Annotated in this window: 11 protein-coding genes; 6 read left to right on the top strand and 5 right to left on the bottom strand. The window is 42.4% G+C overall.

What is annotated here, in order from left to right; genetic code table 11:
- Positions 1-45 precede the first annotated feature (45 nt).
- A complete protein-coding gene (locus CXF86_RS13855; protein WP_102039244.1) occupies positions 46-1,203 on the bottom strand; it encodes an RDD family protein in 1,158 nt (385 codons plus the stop codon).
- A 219-nt stretch (positions 1,204-1,422) separates the two neighbouring features.
- Between CXF86_RS13855 and cysK the strand changes: the two genes are divergently transcribed.
- Both cysK and CXF86_RS13845 read left to right on the top strand, forming a co-directional pair.
- Positions 1,423-2,391 carry a cysteine synthase A gene (gene cysK, locus CXF86_RS13850; protein WP_101092142.1) on the top strand — a complete coding sequence of 323 codons (969 nt, stop codon included), beginning with the start codon at positions 1,423-1,425 and terminating at the stop codon, positions 2,389-2,391.
- 1,058 nt (positions 2,392-3,449) lie between these two features.
- On the top strand, positions 3,450-6,137 hold the full coding sequence (locus CXF86_RS13845) for a TonB-dependent receptor domain-containing protein (protein WP_102039243.1): 2,688 nt from the start codon (positions 3,450-3,452) through the stop codon (positions 6,135-6,137).
- A 301-nt stretch (positions 6,138-6,438) separates the two neighbouring features.
- On the opposite strand, the gene CXF86_RS13840 is transcribed toward CXF86_RS13845, so the two are convergent.
- On the bottom strand, positions 6,439-7,116 hold the full coding sequence (locus tag CXF86_RS13840) for a TetR/AcrR family transcriptional regulator (RefSeq protein ID WP_102039242.1): 678 nt from the start codon (positions 7,114-7,116) through the stop codon (positions 6,439-6,441).
- Positions 7,117-7,290: 174 nt separating this feature from the next.
- Between CXF86_RS13840 and CXF86_RS13835 the strand changes: the two genes are divergently transcribed.
- The 3 genes from CXF86_RS13835 (at position 7,291) to CXF86_RS13825 (ending at position 12,723) form a co-directional block, all read left to right on the top strand.
- Complete coding sequence (locus tag CXF86_RS13835) at positions 7,291-8,364, top strand: methyltransferase (RefSeq protein ID WP_101092140.1); 1,074 nt, start codon at positions 7,291-7,293, stop codon at positions 8,362-8,364.
- 120 nt (positions 8,365-8,484) lie between these two features.
- Positions 8,485-9,477, top strand: a complete 993-nt coding sequence (locus tag CXF86_RS13830; RefSeq protein ID WP_101092139.1) for a TDT family transporter — start codon at positions 8,485-8,487, stop codon at positions 9,475-9,477.
- Positions 9,478-10,014: 537 nt separating this feature from the next.
- Positions 10,015-12,723, top strand: coding sequence for a TonB-dependent receptor plug domain-containing protein (locus tag CXF86_RS13825; RefSeq protein ID WP_102039241.1), 2,709 nt, complete (start codon positions 10,015-10,017; stop codon positions 12,721-12,723).
- Positions 12,724-12,877: 154 nt separating this feature from the next.
- Here the strand turns inward: CXF86_RS13825 and yfcC are convergent, their stop codons facing one another.
- Together yfcC and panF are read right to left on the bottom strand one after the other, a co-directional pair.
- Complete coding sequence (gene yfcC / locus CXF86_RS13820; RefSeq protein ID WP_257985364.1) at positions 12,878-14,356, bottom strand: putative basic amino acid antiporter YfcC; 1,479 nt, start codon at positions 14,354-14,356, stop codon at positions 12,878-12,880.
- A 179-nt stretch (positions 14,357-14,535) separates the two neighbouring features.
- Positions 14,536-15,987: a sodium/pantothenate symporter gene (panF, locus tag CXF86_RS13815; protein ID WP_102039239.1), complete on the bottom strand. Its 1,452-nt coding sequence runs from the start codon at positions 15,985-15,987 to the stop codon at positions 14,536-14,538.
- 662 nt (positions 15,988-16,649) lie between these two features.
- Here panF and CXF86_RS13805 point away from each other — a divergent pair.
- Positions 16,650-17,564 carry a LysR substrate-binding domain-containing protein gene (locus CXF86_RS13805; protein ID WP_101092134.1) on the top strand — a complete coding sequence of 305 codons (915 nt, stop codon included), beginning with the start codon at positions 16,650-16,652 and terminating at the stop codon, positions 17,562-17,564.
- Positions 17,565-17,780: 216 nt separating this feature from the next.
- Here CXF86_RS13805 and focA read toward each other — a convergent pair whose 3' ends face one another.
- Positions 17,781-19,343 (bottom strand): formate transporter FocA, encoded by a 1,563-nt coding sequence (focA, locus tag CXF86_RS13800; protein ID WP_102039238.1) that lies wholly within the window; start codon positions 19,341-19,343, stop codon positions 17,781-17,783.
- Positions 19,344-19,980: the final 637 nt, after the last annotated feature.

Here is a 19,980-nt window from a genome sequence, read left to right as displayed (position 1 = left end):
CGTATTCAGCTTAACGTTTACTTGCCTGAAACGGTATACATAATACTACTTAGCTGCAACTTTTGTATGAGTGGGTGCATTTAGCGTGTTAACCGTTATTTTGTCCTCTGGATGTTCAAGTGGGATCTTTCTTAAATCAATAACAACGGTGGCAGAAATCTTATCTTGTATCGCTTGTCTGTTAGCGTCCCAAAATATTTGGATGAAACCTAATAAGCCAGTAGTAAAACCAGCGGCATAACCGCCATATCGCCCAAAGGCCGCCCATAAGGTAATTTTGGAACCATCGAGCTGAATAACACTGATCCCCAACAGCTTCTTACCCAGTGTTTGTCCATCAAACCACGCCGTAAACACCGTGAAGTAAAAAGCAGCCCAACCAAAGCCTAATCCCAGATCATTGAGTGAACCGATTAACCAAGCTAATGGGCTTGATTTGGGGTCTTCAGCGCTGTTCGAACCTGAGTCACTATCATCAGCCTCTGCCTGCCAATCGTCTTGATCAACCTTCGCTGGTGCATCTGTTACGCTGTCTCCGATGAAGGCTTCAGCGGCGATAGACTCATCATTGCTCTTTATCGGCAATTCTTTGATGGCTGTTTCTATTAACTGAGCATTCAATGCATTATTTTCTTGCTCAGATAAAGGCAGATCATTGATAAGTTCTTGTAATATTCGGGTTTGCTCAATTGCCGATAGGTTGGAATGTGATAACGCATCTTTAACAGAAACTAAACGTTGTTGAGCGCATTCATAGTCTTGGCACTGACTAGCAAAAATTATCTCAGGCAAGTAATTGCTTAATTCTGTCAATGTTTGCAACGTTTCAGAACCAGAACCTCCTTGAGGGTTTATCGTTTGGACTTCTCCGCTCTGTTGTATGCTATCGCGGTTTTCCTCTTGGTAATTTACCAGCGCAAATATCATTCCAACCAACATCAAAGCGTAAAGTGCCCACTTTACAGCCTTCCCCATAGTGCGGCTTCTTTTTTGGACCACCACAGTGATAGCGACCATTAATACAAAGACCCAACCCGCATTTTCGGCCAAAGCAGCAACAAGCAAACCGTCGACAATAATTGCTAATATACGTTTTAAAGGGCTAGCTAACGGTTTGTAAAGTACATTTGGGGCTATTTTAAAGGCATAAGGAGTGACTAATGATTTAGGATCTATCGCATTATCGGTGTGTGATTTATTCATCTATACTTTCCAGTCACTAGGGCGGATTGTTTACTCAAAAGCGTATACTACCACCGCGTTAACGTTAGGTTAACAATTGAATCCAATAGAAATACTATTGAATACATATAACAGTAATACCTTTAATAACCAAAAAGCATAACGAAGAACAAACAATCACTTCTATTGCCGCGAAAGACGATTATGCTTTACCCATGCATATTAAGGAGCAAGCAGCCCATGAGCAAAATTTTTGAAGATAATTCATACACAATCGGTAACACCCCACTGGTCCGTTTAAACCGTGTTAGCAATGGTAATGTTCTTGCCAAGATTGAAGCGCGCAACCCAAGTTTTAGCATTAAGTGCCGTATTGGCGCGAATATGATTTGGGACGCAGAGAAAAAAGGCATATTGACCCAAGACAAAGAGCTTATCGAACCCACATCAGGTAACACAGGTATCGCGCTTGCTTACGTTGCAGCAGCAAGAGGTTATAAGCTGACATTAACCATGCCTAACACCATGAGTTTAGAACGCCGTAAATTGCTTAAAGCATTAGGTGCAAATGTTGTGCTGACTGAGGGCGCTAAGGGAATGAAGGGCGCCATCGACAAAGCAGAAGAAATTCGTCAGTCGGCACCTGAAAAATTCGTGCTATTGCAGCAGTTTAATAACCCTGCAAACCCGGAAATTCACGAGAAAACGACCGGCCCTGAAATTTGGAATGATACTGACGGCGAAGTTGATGTCATTGTCGCTGGCGTAGGTACTGGTGGCACAATTACCGGTATTAGCCGCTATATAAAGAACACCCAAGGCAAAGCGATTACCTCAGTAGCGGTTGAGCCGATTGATTCACCGGTCATCGCGCAAACGCTCGCGGGTCAAACGATTCAACCTGGACCACATAAAATTCAAGGTATCGGCGCCGGATTCATTCCAGGTAACTTAGATCTTGACCTTATTGATCGTGTTGAAGCGGTTTCTAATGAAGATTCGATTGAGATGGCGCATCGTCTTATGCAAGAAGAAGGGATTTTAGTTGGGATCTCATCGGGAGCTGCTGTAGTTGCTGCTAACCGCATTGCCGCATTACCAGAGTTTGAAGGTAAGAATATTGTGGTTATATTACCATCAGCTGCAGAGCGCTACCTTTCTTCAGCTCTGTTCCAAGGCGAATTTAGTGATGCTGAAAACCTTCAGTAAACAATAAGCCTATAGACTAAAACCCAAGCATCAGAGCTGATCATTTATCGTTCAGCCTACTGCTCTTCTAGATGCTTCAGAATCCGAGTCCTATTTCTAGGTCTCGGTTTTTTTATTCCAGCTTTCAAGCTATTGAGGCTATCAACAACGCAAATCTCATCAAATTAAGACCTAACTAACTGGCGCCCTCTTATAATCGAAAAAACAAATGTATTCAGACTCCAACCACCTCGCTGATAAAAATAGATATTACGATTATAGTTAACAACTTTACATCTAGCATAACGATCTAATATATAAGGATAAATTGGCGTTTAATGTTGTTACTATAATCTACATAGACGATAGAGAAAACGAACGATTTGTTGCTCCAAGCACATTAAGTTAATGACAAAAAACCGCTAGAAGTGGCAGTTAACGCGCTAAAGGGACTATCTACCGTATCCGTTGAGTTTTAGCTCATATTATGAGGCTGTAAGTCGGTTTGCCCTTATTGACACCTTAAATCATTCTTAAACATGGCTCGGAGCTGGCTCCTAGAACCTCGATGAACTCGGTCTTTCCTCCGGCAATCAGGCGTAACCCTTTGAGAAAAGTGAATATGCTTAATCTATCGGCATTAGCGTACTTGGATCCTTTTTATTATTACATTTGTTAAACTTTAACCCTCGAAAATCTCGTATATTCCATTCCGACATATCTTAATACTTTTTATTCAGACTGCATTTCTAGTTACATTCAATCTAGACAACATCAAATAAACAGCCTTTCCCATTCCCCCTGAATAACTGCCATTCACTTTACTGGACGGCGGCTACTGATTGTTTTTAACAATGCATTTCATCAAACGCTTATATTTCACCAACAAATAGCCATTGCATAATCACTCCATTTTTACGCATAAAAACAAACGCAAAGGAATACAATATATTGCATGCAAAATACAATATGTGCTACTAATGTTGCAGCCATGTTCTTTAGTTGTGTTTTTTTGGTCTTTACCATCAAAGTTGACTGAACATTGGACTTATAAAAAATATATTATTGGAGATGGAAGTATGAAATTTAATAAAGTGGCTAAGCTAGTTAGCTTGGTATGTGGTGGTGTTGTAGCCCTGTCTACACCTGTTTATGCTGCAGAAAGTGATGATACTGTAGAACGCATTGAAGTTACTGGTTCACGCCTAAAGCGTGTTGATATGGAAGGCGCAAGCCCTATAACAACCATTACCGCTGAAGATATGGCCGTTGCGGGTTTCTCTACTGTAGGTGATGCACTTAGAGCATCAACGCTGAACTCATTTGGTTCATACGGCGGCACATCAAACAACAGTTGGTCATCTCAAGCGACAATTCAGCTTAAAGGTGCATCTGCTAGCCACACTCTTACTTTGCTTGATGGCAAGCGTATGGCTAAGTCTCCAGTCTTAGGTGGCGGTGCCACTAACATCAATACCATTCCAACTGCAGCCGTTGAACGTATTGAGATTTTATCTGATGGTGCCTCTGCGATTTATGGTACTGATGCTATCGCAGGTGTGATCAACATCATCTTGAAAAAAGATTTTGAAGGTGTCGAAGTTAAGCTTCGCGCAGAAGAACCTTCTGCCGACGGTGGTGGTGATAATCACTCAGCATCATTTACCGGTGGTCTGAGCTCAGAGAAAGGCAACTTGATGTTCACTATTGAGCATTTCAAGAAAACAGGTATTACCTTTGCTGATCGCCCATATACAGCAGCTCATGTAAAAGATGGAGAAGATCCAAGCGACTACAGAAGCTGGATTGGCCTAAGCCAAACAGGCCGTACAATTGACATGGGGCCTAATGGCGGCTGGGAATACCAAACTCCATTTACTAATACAGATTTAAACTGTGCAGATGTGTATGGTGATAACTTCACAGGCCCACTAACAGATAGTAAATATGCAGGTGAAACCTCTTGCGCCTACGATTATACTAAGGCTGCGTATAACGATGTTGATCAAGAGCGTACTTCAACGCTGCTAAATTACTCATACAACATCAGTGATGATATTGAGCTAACAGCGCGTGCCTATTGGGCGTCAAATACCACAACTGACGTGTCTGCTCCTATTCCTGGTTATGTTAGCTTCCCACAAGCAATGCCTGCGTATACAACGGCTGAAGGGCTAGATCTTCGTGCAGTACCTGAAGGCGGTGCAATGTTGTACCGTTTTGATACTGCGGGTAATCGTATTCGTGAAAGTACCGATAATATCTATGATTTCTTAGTGGGTCTTGATGGCACAACAGACAGTTTCGATTGGAACGCGTCCGTGTCATACAACAAGTATGATGTATTTAAGTGGGGAACGGGTTATCAATTGATTGGTGCAACAACCGATCTTGTCGGTGCTTGGGATGATACTAGTAACTCATTTGAAGGTTGGGATCCACGCGATCCAAACTCAGAGATGCCAGGTGGCGCAACAGCCAACTCAGATGCTCGCCTAACAAGTAGCGCATTAGAAGTTGATGGCGGCCTAAGTTTCGAACTGTTCGAACTCTCTGGCGGCGCTACAGGTTTGTATGTTGGCGCATCGTATCGTGAAGAAAAGCTCGACTCACAAGTTGATGCGCTTGATGAAGCAGGATTAATCGCCGGTGGTAGCGGCGGTGCTGGTGGCAGTGGTGAGCGTGATGTTAAAGCTATATTTATGGAAATGGCTTTCCCTATTCTCGACAATTTAGAACTAAACCTTGCTGCTCGTTATGATGATTACTCTGATTTTGGTGGTACGTTTAACCCACAAGTATCTGTCCGCTATAACGTATTAGAGCCGTTGTTACTTCGTGCTTCATGGGGAACTGGCTTTAGAGCACCGACGCTGGAAGATCTGAATCAATCGACCAGTGTTGGCTATAATGATGTAACTAACTATCTTAAGTGCTATGAAGATGGCTTAGGCATTGATGGTTGTGATATTGAAGACAATGTTCCTGTTTCAATTGAGCGCAATGAAAACTTAGGCCCTGAAGAGTCAGAAAGCTATAACGTCGGTGTGGTGTGGGATATCACTGATAACTTCAATATGTCAGTGGATTACTGGTCACTAGAAACTGATGGTTTGATTAGTTCTTTGAATAATAGTGAGATCACCCGTACTCAAGCTGAATTATGGAAAGCTGCTGATGATGCTGGTCAACCGCGATCAGATGTCAGTGCTATCTACCCTGGTACATCAGTGAGCCAGAATGGTGCTGGTAAGCTAACGGCAATCAGTAATGTTTTACAAAATATTGGTCTTAGTGAGCGTCAAGGTGTTGATACTAAGTTTGCGTCTACCTTTGAAACTGAAATGGGTGATTTTAAACTCGATCTTGCTTGGTCGCATTATGTTAAGTATACCGATTCAAGCCCTGAAGGTGGCGTACAAACTATCTCTCGTAACTGGAGCGGTACTCAAGACTACCCCGATGATCGCGTCAACTTTACCGCTAACTACTTAGTCGGGGATCATAGTTTATTCTATCAAGCAGATTATATTGATCATCAATCAACGACAGATGACAACGAAGATGGCAGCAGCTATCAAATTGATTCTATTGTGTACCATACGGTGAGCTACACATACAATATGCCTTGGAACAACAGTGTGTCGGCTGGTGTTAATAACTTAACCGACGAAGACCCAAGATTTGATGCTAGTGGTGATTATGATCACAATACTTATGACCTTATTGGTCGTTCTTACTGGGTATCATTCACTCAAGCTTTCTAAGTTTGTTTAGCTAAACAGAGATATAAAAAGACATTCATCGAGTTAATGCCGATCATTTATATTTTTCAAGCAGTTAACTGAATTTCTAAATATTGCAAAATCCGAGTCCTATTTTCAGGTCTCGGATTTTTTATGTCCGCTTCCCAATCTGTTGACATTATCAACCAACTCAAACCTGATCAATGTTCCCTCTCACGACGCCCTATAGAATTGATAGAGAGGGGTATACGATCACTAAAATCAGACTTATAAAACAGAAATGGAAAAATACCAGAAAGCTTTTATTTTCAATATTAACGCACTAGAGTGGGGGTTTTATTGCGCTAATGATATGACTAACCGTAGTTTCTACCACACTTTTCAGTACCACTTCATCTACCCTTTTTCTGAGTAAAAATTGATATTCAAGTAACCGAATAATAGCCAAAATTTGATGTGCATCCTCGTAAGCAGTTTTAGAGCCCAAAGCACTAAAAAATGTTTTTATGCTTTGCAGTAACGTTTCATCAAGTAAGGTAATCGACGTAGCAAGTTGTGGATTACGTAATGCTTCTTCATGAAAAGCATTCTCCAAAATACGATCATCAGGATGCGTTAGCTGCTCTCTTATATGCCCACATACAAATTCAGCTAAACCTTCAACGATCAATGCCTGTAATGCCTCTTTAGACAAGCTTTGACTCACTTGAGCCATGTTATTGAGTAACTCATAACATTGCTCTTCTAGTGCCTTGTTCATCCACAAGGTTTTTTCAGCAAAAAAAGTGAGGGCATCACTAATCAAGTCTTTAATGTCTTTAAAGTAATAGGTGGTTGATGCTAAAGGAACCCCTGCTTCTGCTGCTACAGCCCTATGACGCACACCACGAACGCCCTCAGCGACGATTAACCTTAATGTTGCCTCCAATATCTCAATGCGCCTTGACTGGCCATCACTTCGACTGGCTTGTCGACCTACGTAGGTCAAAGGTACAAGCATGATTGCTTCCTTTAAACTAATAAACACACGGTTCTAAAATGGCTAATCCAGTGATTAGCCCTATTAAACTAGCCCTAAACAGCCTGAAGCAAGATCCAGTTCAAACAATGTTCAGACTGTAACATGTAAGATACCTCTCCACTAATTCTGTAGAAGCCTTGCCAGGTTTAACTTATGCCTTTTTATCGTTCCCCTCTTTCAATCAGTGCTTTTGACGCCAAGTTTGAAGCGCAAAAAATTGCTTTCGCTCCAATCAGCTTTCAGGTGGCACGATGCCTACTAAAATTTAACGTATTACAGCTTATTTCTGATTGTGGTGTAAAAGGCTGTAGCGTAAACGCTTTAGCAAGGCAGTCCGAATTGTCTGAGTATGCCGTTGGTGTGTTAGTTGATATGGGACTAAGCATGGGTCTGTTATACCTCAACGATGAGGCATATGTGCTCGATAAGATTGGTCACTTTCTACTGCATGACGATATGGCGAAAACCAACTTAAACTTTACCCATGATGTGTGCTATCAAGGTCTTTTTGAGTTGGAAGCTTCTCTTCTAGAGGGTAAACCTAAAGGGTTAGCCTCGCTGGGCGAATGGCAAACTATCTATCCCGGTTTGAGTCTGTTGCCCGACGAAATAAAAAAGAGTTGGTTTGAGTTTGATCATTACTACTCAGATCACGCATTTGAATCTCTATTACCTCTGATTTTTAAAGCAGAACCAAAGCATATCGTCGATGTCGGTGGCAACACCGGTAAATGGGCATTAGCGTGTACAGGTTTCAATAGCCAAGTAAAAATCACCATCATGGATCTGCCAGGCCAACTAAAAGTGGCAATGGAGAATGCTCACCGTGCTGGTGTTGCTGAGCGCGTAAAAGGCTATGCAACTGATCTGCTCGATGAAGCTAAGCCATTTTGTGAACATGGCGACCTGTATTGGATGAGCCAGTTTTTAGATTGCTTTTCCGAAACTGAAATTCTCAGTATTTTGCAACGGGCAGCATCTGTTATGCATAGAGACAGTGAGCTGTGTATTTTAGAGACTTTCTGGGATCGCCAACCCTTCGAAGCTGGCGCATTTTGTGTTAATGCAACCTCTCTCTATTTTACTGCTATTGCTAACGGTAATAGTCGTATGTACCACAGTAAGACCTTACTAAAGCTCATCAGCCAGGCCGGACTTTTTGTCGATGAGGATATTGATAATATCGGCCTAGGACACACTTTGCTGCGTTGTAAACTAAAGCCTTAGTGTTTGTCTTTTTAAGATTAGTTCAATTTTATTGATTATGACATTAAGTTAAGTTCAATATTAATTATTAGAGGGGTATTCTAAAATACGTCCAAAGATATTGGATTTTGGAGACGAATAATGACGGTAACAAATAACAAGCTAAGGCACAGAGTGTCCCGCTTACCGAGCCCAATGGCAGGGCTTGCATTAGCAATAGCGAGCCTCGGTTGGGCTTGGGAAAGCATGTTGCCTAGCCTTGATGGTATTGCACAGCTTATTGGGTCAGCGATCGCTGCAGTTCTTTTACTGATGCTAGTAGCCAAGTTTACCCTGCACCCAAAAGTACTCATCGCAGAATTATCTCATCCTGTCATTGGTAGCGTAGTCCCAACCTTTGCCATGGGACTTATGGTGGTTTCTGCTGCTATCGGACGGTATAGCCATGGCTTTGCTTTAATATTATGGTTTACAGCGATAGTGATTCATCTCATCTTCCTTTCTATGTTTATCTATAATAGAGCGGTCGACTTTAAACTTAGCCATATGGTGCCAAGTTGGTTTGTCCCCTCAGTAGGAATCATTGTCGCTGCAGTCTCTTTTCCACATGGTGAACTACTCCAGGTTCAAAACCATTGGATTGCCAACGCAATTCTTAACTTTGGCATGCTAAGTTACCTCATCATGTTGCCCATTATGCTTTACAGACTTATTTTCTGTGAGCCTATACCTGACGCAGCAAAGCCAACAATTGCCATTATGGCCGCACCAGCAAGTCTGTCTTTAGCAGGTTACCTCACTATATCAGAGCATCCATCAATCATTATCGTTGGCGTATTACTGACTCTAGCATTATTGATGACCAGTATTATTTACCTTGCCTTCTTTAATCTATTAAAGTTGCCTTTCAGCCCAGGTTACGCTGCATTCACATTCCCTCTGGTTATTGGTGCAACGGCTTTATTCAAAACTGTGACATGGATAATTACGACTTACGGTGAAAATAGCATTTCTATTAACTTATTATTAACAGCTAAATTTGAATTAATAGTGGCAACCATCATTGTGACTTACGTAGCTATAAGGTATTTAAGTCACTACAAGTCAAATATATTCAAGGGGAATGCAGCTTAGTGCAGCAAAAGAAAAAGCTATAGTCACATCGAATATGTGACTATAGTTTTTTAAATAAAGCCGAGACATCCCCTATAAACATCACAGCAACGTAACAAAGCAGGCTTTAACACTGCAAATCAAGCGTGACTCAAGTCACGCTTTTCGTTATTTATTAATTATTAAAAAAATATTTCAAGCCTTTCATGTTACCCAATCGTTAATTACCACCTCCTCCGACCAGTATAAAGGCCAACATAAATACAACAAGCGGGCTACATTAAAGCCCTTTGCCGATTGATAATCCGCCAAACAACTTGACGACTATTACCTTACGCTATCATATGTAAATAAAATGATGCCGAGTTGATAATAAGATAATATCAAAGACGCTAATAACAAAGAAAAACACCTGTAACTAGATTGTTGCCACGGTTAATTAATTATGGTTCTATTCCGCTGAGAAATATATTTTTATTTACATTTGAAACACCTTAAAAAGATATTTCTAATTAAAATAAAACAAATAATTATTATAAGTTTCCAGGGAGTAATGATATGCAAGTTAATTCAAGATTGGCCAAAGCAGTTCGCTTTGCGTTAGTAAGTGGTGCAGCAGCAGCGCTTAGCTCGCCAGTTGTTCTTGCGGCCGAAGCTGAAAGTGCAGAAAATGTTGAACGTATCCAAGTTACCGGTTCTCGTATCAAGCGTACTGATATGGAAACTGCGACACCCGTTACAGTGCTAAGTGCTGATGACATGGCAAAGCAAGGCTTTACAAGTATTCAAGACGCACTACAAAGCCTGACATCTACAACGGGTGCAATGACAACCCAATCAGTTCACGGTTTTACTCCTGCAGCATCTTCTATCAGTCTTCGTAATGCTGGTGCTAACCGCACACTAACGCTTATCGATGGCAAACGCCTTAACCAGTACCCAAAACCTGCTGGCGGAACGGATAACTTCGTTGATACCGCGAACCTTCCAATGGAAGCTGTAGCAAGAATTGAAGTACTACAATCTGGTGGTTCTGCCATTTATGGTGCTGATGCTGTTGGTGGTGTAATCAACATCATCCTGAAAAAAGATTTTGACGGTGCCGCGCTTAAGTATCGCCATGGTGATACCACTAATGGTGGCGGAATGAACGATAGAATCGCATTCTCTATCGGTTCATCTTCAGATAAAGGAAATGTGTCAACCTTTATTGAATACACCAACAATGAAGTACTAAGAGCAACTGACCGTGAAAACTTTGGTCTAAATACCGATAAAGTACCTCACAGTGCATTCTCGCAATATAGCTCGTATGGAGCACGCATTGCAGGTTCAAGTAAAGGTGCAGAAGGCGCGCGTCAGCTATCAGCCGAAGAATGTACTGCTGGCGGTTTCTTCTGGGATTCAGCGCGTAGCATTTGTGGCTATGACCGTTCAAAGCAACGTGATCTTGAGCCTGAAAGCTATCGATTCATCAGCACAACTAACTTCAACTATGAGTTAGCCGAAGATATCACTTTCTTAGGTCGTCTAGATGTATCTCAAGCTAAATCATCCACAAACATTGAGCCAATGGCTATCAATGACTACGACATTAAAGTTGCAGGTAATGATGTAACAGTTTCTGGTGCAGGTGGGTTAAGCAAAACATTCACAGACGGTAAATCAACTGCTCTAGGAGGTGATTTTGCTAATGCTACCGATGGCGATTACTACTACGTTCGTCGTTTACATGAGTTTGGCAACCGTACTGGCGAAACGAATACTCGTAACTATTTCTTTAGCGGTGGTCTTGAAGGTCTAATTGCTGACGAGTATAGCTGGGATGCTTCAGTGAACTATGGCCGCACAAACGTTGATGTATTCCGCAGTGGGTATGCAACCATTGCTGGCATGTTCGATTACATTACAAAAGACGGTGAAAATGGTGAACAAGGTAATTCACTGCTAAAGAACATGTCTAATGCAGATGTAGATGCAGCTTCTTATACGCCATTTGAAAATGCTCAATCAACACAAAAGAACATCCAAGCAAACATTACAGGGCTGGCGTTTGAATTGCCTGCAGGTGATGTTATGTTCGCATTTGGTGCTGAATATACAGAACAAGATTACCAAACAGATTCTGATTCAGAATCTAAGAAAGGAAATATCTTAACTACGGGTGGTTCATCAGGTAAAGGTGAGCGTAATTTCTGGGCTACTTATGCAGAAATGAGCATTCCTGTGTTAGAGCAGCTAACCATTGACGTTGCTCTACGTTACGATGATTACAGCGATGTTGGCGGCAACTTATCTCCACAAGTTACTGTTGAATATCGTCCACTTGATGAATTACTTGTTCGTGGTTCTATCAGCAGCGTATTCCGAGCTCCTGATATGCATCGTGTATACGGTGACCCAACTCAAGGCTTCACTCAAGTTATCGACTTCAAGCAGTGTGCTGCTATGGGTGGAACACCTGGTGAGACAAGCTCGAACCCTACTATCAATGAGGTTTGTAATGAACTGCATATCGATAGTACAACTGGTGCAAACAAAGACCTAGAAGCAGAAACAGGTTACACAGCTAACATTGGTGCAGTATGGGGCGGCGATTCGCTAAACGCTTCTGTTGACTTATGGGAGTGGAAACTTGATGACATGGTGAGTGACATCAGTGCTTCAAAAGCTGCACGTGAGTATGATTTATATGAAGATATGATCACTCGTGATGCGGATGGCACTATCACACACATCAACTCAGTTGCACAAAATCTTGCATACCAGAAAGTACGCGGTCTTGATGTTACCGCAGGTTACGGCTGGGATCTTGAAGCGATTGGTGAGTTCAAGCTAAATTTCAATGGTACATATATTCTGGTTTCAGAAGGGCAATTAGATCCGACTGCTGACATTGATGATGATATCTACAATGGTGGTTTACCTCAGTACCGTGCGAACCTAGTACTGGGTTACTTCCTAGAAGACTTTGAAACGACTTTAGGCGCTTATCACACAGCACGTATGCATGGTACCGCTTATAAGTCTTTTGCTGAATCAGGTGACGGAGAAGAGAGCGATTATGAAGTTGCTTCTCTAACTAAGTGGAACTTAACTGCTGGTTATAACTTTACTGACAACATTAAAGTATCTACCGGTCTAGTTAATATGTTTGATGCTGGTCCTAACTTTGACCCAACAAACACTTCATGGCCACATTACCCACGTAGCGTTTACAACGCGCGTGGACGTGAATGGTTTGTTGAAGGTGAAATCACGTTCTAAATAATGTAGAAATTAAGCGTTATGATTTAACGCTTATTTAGACATAAAAATGGCATCCTCGGATGCCATTTTTTATATCAGTTTAAACATACACACTGCATTCAATGCATTTATGGACATTTCTGCGTTACCTGCGCTGACACTTTATCTGGATTTAACTAAACCCTAAGTAGTGAGCTGCGATAACAATCACACTAGACACACAAAACAGTGCGACCATGAAACGCCAAATAAATTTAAGCCACTGTCCCCAATCAACTCGGCACACCCCTAATGTTGCCATCAAGGATGCTGACGTTGGCACCAATACATTGGTAAAGCCATCCCCCAATTGAAATGCTAGCACCGCCACTTGCCGCGTAACTCCAACAATATCAGCTAAAGGTGCCATCAATGGCATCGTCAGAGCAGCTTGGCCAGAACCTGAAGTCACAAAAAAGTTAAACACAGATTGAAACACCAACATAAACCACGCCGACATCACACTGGGCAAATGACCGATAAACTCACCTGACACACTCAAAATAGTGTTCAAGACACTTGGATTAGCTGCATTACTGCCGCCTAACAACAGTAAAATGCCTGACGCGCACCCAACGAGCACCGCGGGTTCCAACATTGTCGCTGCGCCTTGTTTAAAGCTAGCCGCAACCTTATTAACGCTCATGTTGTTGAGTTTAAACACCACGCCAATGATCCCTACGATGATCCCCATCGTAAAAAACTGACTGGCGATCTCAGGAATAAACCACGCATTGGCAATAACGCCCCAGATTATCCACGCAATCGTCGCCACAATTGTGAATAGCACCAATATATCGCCTACGTTAAAGCGGCTATCAAGCTTAGACTCGCTCGCATTATCACGAAAGTATTGGTCACTGCTGTAACTGTAAGAAAATGCCGGTTTCGCTTTGACTTTAGCGGCATAACGCATAGTGAAAACCAAGCCCATTAATGTGAACCCGAGCCACATCACCACTCGCATGCTTGAGCCCGACAGCACAGGTACGTCCGCGATACCTTGTGCAATCGCAACGCTAAAAGGGTTCATCCAGGAACTGGCAAAGCCTATTTGGGTCGCCACATACGTCACCATCACGGTTGTAATGCCGTCATAGCCAAGCCTTATCATTAATGGGCAAATAATTATTGCGAACGCTATCGCCTCCTCCCCCATTCCAAAAACGGCGCCGCCTAAAGAAAACAAGATGAATATTACTGGAATGAACAGGGTTTCATTGCCGCGGGTTTTGTCGATCAACTTTAGTATGCCGTTATCAATCGTGCCCGTTGCCATCACAATGCCAAAAGCACCGCCTATGACTAACATGAACATGATGACGCCAATCGCGCTACCCCACTTGGAACCTGAGACTAGACCTTCAAATGCAAAATTAAAAAAACCTGCGCCGCCTCCCCCTTCAAATAAACTCACAGGGTTAAGTATAGGCTCACCATTGGCATCTTTTTCATAAGAAAATGAGCTGGGGTCGATAACACTACGACTCTTCTCAACGCCATCAATGACGTAACTAACCTCTTGTGTTTCAAACGAACCAACGGGGATGAAATAGGTCATTAATGCCGCGCCCAGTGCGACAAAGAAAATGATGACTAGCGTGTCTGGCATCTGCCAAGTATTGCTCTGCACATCAACACTATTGTTAGCGAGCGCGGGGGCCTGTTCGTTCGAGGAAGGAGCTTGATTCATTTTACAGCCATATTATTGTTATTTGGCTGCAAATATAAACCAATGTGGAGCCTTTATCTATGCATCATCCGCGCGGTAAGCAGCATTTGGTAGCATTATCATGCAACCGATTGCTTTCGCGCAAAATAGCATGTCAGTTGTTGTACCATTAACATGAAAATCAGTGAACATAATAACGCAGGCACAATGGGGTGGATCTGATAAGGCAAAGGCGTTTGATTTTGTAATAGCAGATAACTCAACATGCCACTTACCATTGCCGCCAGCGCACTATTTCCAGTAATAGAAGGCCAATAAAGCCCAGCCACAATCGGCCATAAGAATACCGCTTGCAAGGCGCCAAAGGCCGCCAAGTTAATCCAAACAATCATATCGGGTGGGCTCAATGCCCAGTAACAAGCACTGAGGGTAATTAACAGCATCACAAAGCGAGTCAACCAGACTTGCTTTGCCGCTGATAGGTTTGGCATCACTTTAACCATTCCATCTCGAACAATACTGGTCGCTGATTGCAGTAACATCGAGTCAACCGACGACATCACTGCCGCAATAGGGGCTGCCAGTAATGTGCCCGCGATTAATGGCGGTAACAAACCTGACATGAGTGTCGGCATAATATTGTCTGGCACACTCAAATCAGGAAATAAAGCCCGGCCAAGCACGCCACATAAATGTGGAATTAACGTCATAAAGAAGCAAATGATGGTGCCCCAAATGATCCCGGTTTTTAATGAGGCTTTATCTTTTACCGCCAACAAACGCACAACGGTATGTGGCAAGCCCATGGTGCCAAAACAGATCAACAACCAAAACGACAACATCATTGGCCAAGATAAAAAGTCATCGATACTGTGGGGACTAAACAAGGCTGGGGTTTGCTGAGTGAGTAGCTGCATTTTTTCCGGTAGTTGCGGCTGCGACAATATCACCAGCAACAGGATAAACAGCCCTAACAACATGACAATACCTTGCAAGGCATCGGTTAATACCACCGCCCTAAAGCCCCCTGTTAAGGTATAAGCTAATACCGTACAAACGAAAATAACTAAGCCAAGCTCATAGCTTATTCCCGTAACGCCTGAGAGTAACCTAGCGCCACCAATAAACTGCACCGAAATCATGGCAATAAAACCAACCACTAAGCTGACCATTGCAAAAGTACTTAAATAAGGGTTTTGAAAACGTTCATCCAACCACTCAATGAGGGTCACATGTTGATGTCGCCTCATCGCCAAAAATCGACTGCCCAGCACGCCTAAGGTTAATAGTGCGACAGGCACTTGGATAAGGGCTAACCACACCCATCCAAGTCCATATTTATAAGCAGCACCAGAACCGCCGATAAATGAACTCGCACTGGTATAAGTGGCCACTAAGGTTAATGCGAGTAATGGTCCACTGAGAAATGCGCCGCCGATAAAAAATCGCTTTGCCTTATCAGTATAGAGTCCACTGTCCTCATCAGTTCTACGTGACTGACGAGCACTCCAAAAGCGTGTCACTAACAGGCTCATGACTAAGTAAAGCAAAACCGGTAATAAACTAGTCATTGGTTTTCCCTAGTGTTCTCACCAAAAAAATGATTAGCATCAGTGGCGCCAAAATGCAGGAAAACCAGAACCAAATAGGTAAGCCGTACCAGTAGCCATACTCCGTTAGTAACAAAGGCCCTAGGCACCATAAAACAAAATAACCAAGGGTTAATAACAATGCAGTGGTTGATAACGATCTCATGAAAGCACACAGCCTGAGTTAAATATAAGAAGCGGGATGACGACACTAAAGTCGTGCGATGGCCGATTCTAATCAATATTTACAATCGGCACCAGCCAGAGTAACCAGTTACTTAACTCATATCTTGATAAATGTTTAAACCGTTACTTTACACGCTGTAAAAAACGCCACTATTGGCGACATAAGATAACTTACTGATTTACTGATGAAGCTTTCATACTAACAAGCAAGGCACTGGCTATTCCCCCATCTCAGTGCTCACCTTGAAAAGCAGTCAACACACAGACATTTAATCAGATGGTACTATTTGGGTGCACACTATATTTAGAAGAGTGAGCCGTCTCTAAGTTTTTCAAACCGTTACCCAACTTAGCTTGTGTCCCTAAAGATCCCCCCCTAAAATCAGGCTTTATAGATCATCAATAAAATTGATAGTTTCCATTTGGCAAATTTTCAGTTAGGGAAAACAATATACATAATGAAGTACTCTCTTAAGCAAATCATGGTTTTTGATGCTGTTGCCAGTTTAGAAAGCGTCAGCGCGGCGGCAAGAAAATTGTCTATGACACAGTCAGCAGTAAGTATGTCACTAGGACAGTTAGAAAATTTGCTAGGTCGACCACTCTTCATTCGCCAAGGGAACAGACTCACCCTAAGCCACTGGGGCAACTGGCTTAGGCCAAAAGCCAGACGCTTGCTACAAGATGCGCAACAGATTCAATTAGGCCTTCACGAACAACACCTTATAAGTGGAAGATTTAGGATTTGTTCAAGTCAAACCGCCGCAGAGCATCTGCTTCCTGAACTTATAAGTAAAATTGATACCGATTTTCCAGAACTACGAATTGACTTGATGGTGGAGAACACCGAAAACGTGATCGAAGGCTTACTTAATTATGAATACGACTTTGGCATAATCGAAGGACGAAACGACGACAGTCGTCTTCACCAAGAGCAATGGTTAGATGATCACCTTGTGGTGGTTTCATCACCGCATCACCCTTATGCCAAGTCAAAATCAGCAAGCTTAGCGCAGCTAGAACAAGCCAAATGGGTACTGCGCGAACAAGGTGCCGGAACCCGGCGTATTTTTGAGGGTGCTATTCATGGGATCATTGAAAAGCTGCATGTGTGGAAGGAGTATGAATATGTCTCGGTACTCAAAGCGCTTGTGAAAAATGGCCCTTATTTAAGTAGCCTGCCCTACTTAGATGTAGAAAAAGAGATAGCGAGTGGCGAGTTAGTTGTTTTATTAACACCGCAACTCAATATGCAGCGTCACCTTTCATTTGTTTGGCGCAATGATTCAGGTGAAAACCCACTAAGAGATTGCGTGATCACAGAAGCTAGGCGTCTTAGCCGCCACAAGCTGTCATCAAAAAGCCCCCGTTAACGACGAAAGAGACAAAGAGGTGCAATGGTTCATCGCACCTCTATACCCATTCTACTTGAAGATGCTCGTTTCAGAGGCGGTGTGCGAGTTCAATTCTAGACGCATTAATATAGAAATGGTTATTCCCTTTTAAGTTAGTGCAACAACGAAGTGGGCTTGCACAACGCCTCTGAATCCTGCATCTTCAGGTAGGACGGGTATATATATCAAACAAACTTAAAACTTGTAAAGATCACACACTTTTTGTGCGATATCTTCTCGGGTGATAACGCCACATAACACGCCCTCATCGACCACAGGGAAGACACTTGGCTTGCTAGCATTCGCCCCGCGTAGCCGCTCTTCATAGCTTTTAAACGTATTGCCTATCAACATAGCACTATCATTGACTGGGAATAGCTTGCTTCTATCGACCACCATTAACTCAATCAAGTCAGCAACAGCATCTAAAGGCGAGACTGTTAATACTTGGGTTTGCATCAAGTCACCGACTTTAAAGCTAATACCACGGACAAATTCTTCAGACCATAAACTACGTAACAGATCCTGCTGTGAGATAAACCCAAGTAGCTGCTTTTTTTCGTTGACTACGGGAGCGCCACGACTAGCGCTGTCTGATAGTTGTTTAAGCCCTTCATACACAGAAAGATCCGCGGTGAGAGTGAATGGCGTAGGGTTCATAAGATCGCTTACATTTAGTCTTTGAATTGTTTTTGGCATTATTTTTACTCCGGGGAATAGATGAGAATGGCTGTTACTCTCAATCAGTGAAGACTCTGCTTCTGCTTGTTTTGCTAATGGGGTTTCGATTTGAGTATCAAAAGCCGCTAACGCAATAACTTCCGCTAAGCAGGCTTGTTTATTTGAAGACGTAGTTCTTTGATTTGCTATTGGATCGGCCTTTTCTATTAACCAATATCCCAAACCAACAAATAGGCCACCGCCGACAATGTTGCCCAAAGTCACTGGTATTAAATTATTGATAATAAAATGATTTATAGTAAGGTCTGCAAATTGACTTTGCGTCACATTGAGTGCTTCGAACCAACTTGGATCAGAAAATTGGGCTATAACGATACCGAGAGGGACCATAAACAGATTTGCAATGCTGTGTTCAAAGCCACTACTCACAAACATGGCGACAGGTAGCATCAAAAGAATTGCTTTAGTTAATGCATCTTTACTGGCGAATGTCATCCACACACCTAGACACACCAACATGTTACACAACATACCCAATACAAATGCTTGCCACCAACCATGGTGTAGCTTGTGTTGCGCGATATTAAGTGCGTTGAGACCCCATTGTCCGTCGTTCAAATTTTGCATGCCTGCGATAACGATCATGCACAACATCAGCATCGCACCCACAAAATTTCCTGCGTAGACTCGTGCCCAACATTTAAGCAAGTCCGTACTTGATACTTTTTTCTGTGCCCAAGCCACGCTGCTCAATACAGTGCTTGTAAATAGCTCTCCACCACAGATCACAACCAACATTAAGCCAAGACTAAAAGCCAGTCCTCCCGCTAGTCGAATGAGCCCCCAGGGCCCGCTGCTGCCTGTTGTGACCGTAATATAGAACACAAAAGCCAATGCGATAAATGCACCAGCAAATATTGCTAAACCAAAGGATTCCCATTTGGCTTTAATCACTTTATCTGTACCGTACCCTTCAGCTTGCTGGTATAAACTTGGCGTTGCAGCATTCACCGGGCTCGTTGTCGTCTCCGTTTGGTGCGTTAAAGGAATGAGGTTTGGTTGACTATGTGCAGTCATGCTTCCCCCTCGCCTTTACGTCACTAAACTTAATATGCGCTACATTCATTAAATTCTCCTGTTAATCCATCGCTTCGCTCGGTCTGAGAACAAAATTAACCTAATAACACGCCCAATAAAATTGGGTAATAATGATGGTCGCTATCATTATTATTGATATGGAAAGTCAATAAAATAGAGTTGTTAAAATTGTAAAAAACAGCAACAACCAACATAAGTCATTGTATGTAATTATAATTTATTTATTGCTCTGTATTATTTCGGAGGATATAAAAAACAACAACAAAGAAGAAAGGATCATCAATCGCTGATTAAAGGTTAACAAGAGTGATAAGTGACGTGTATAAACAGTGCTATCTATTCAGTTGATTTGAGTCAATTTCAAGCACATGAATAAGCCATTTTACGGTTATCGATAGATCTCGAGAATTCCTCAATCAACACCAAAGCGGGCATAGATCACGCTAAGCTTTAAATCTGGTGTGACAAACGTCCAATTATTGTGACTATGATTGCTCCGTAGCAAGATAACTTTACTGACGGTTATAATTTAAGCGTTTTTGTCGCGTTTATTGATCTAGACACTAAGGCAAATTACATGCCTATTATTCGATTGTTTAGTGATCACTTTATAAGT

This window comes from Shewanella sp. GutCb (assembly GCF_002836135.1).
Taxonomy (GTDB): Bacteria; Pseudomonadota; Gammaproteobacteria; order Enterobacterales; family Shewanellaceae; genus Shewanella.
Note: the sequence above shows the minus strand (reverse complement) of the source record. Positions and strands in the feature narration are given on the sequence as shown.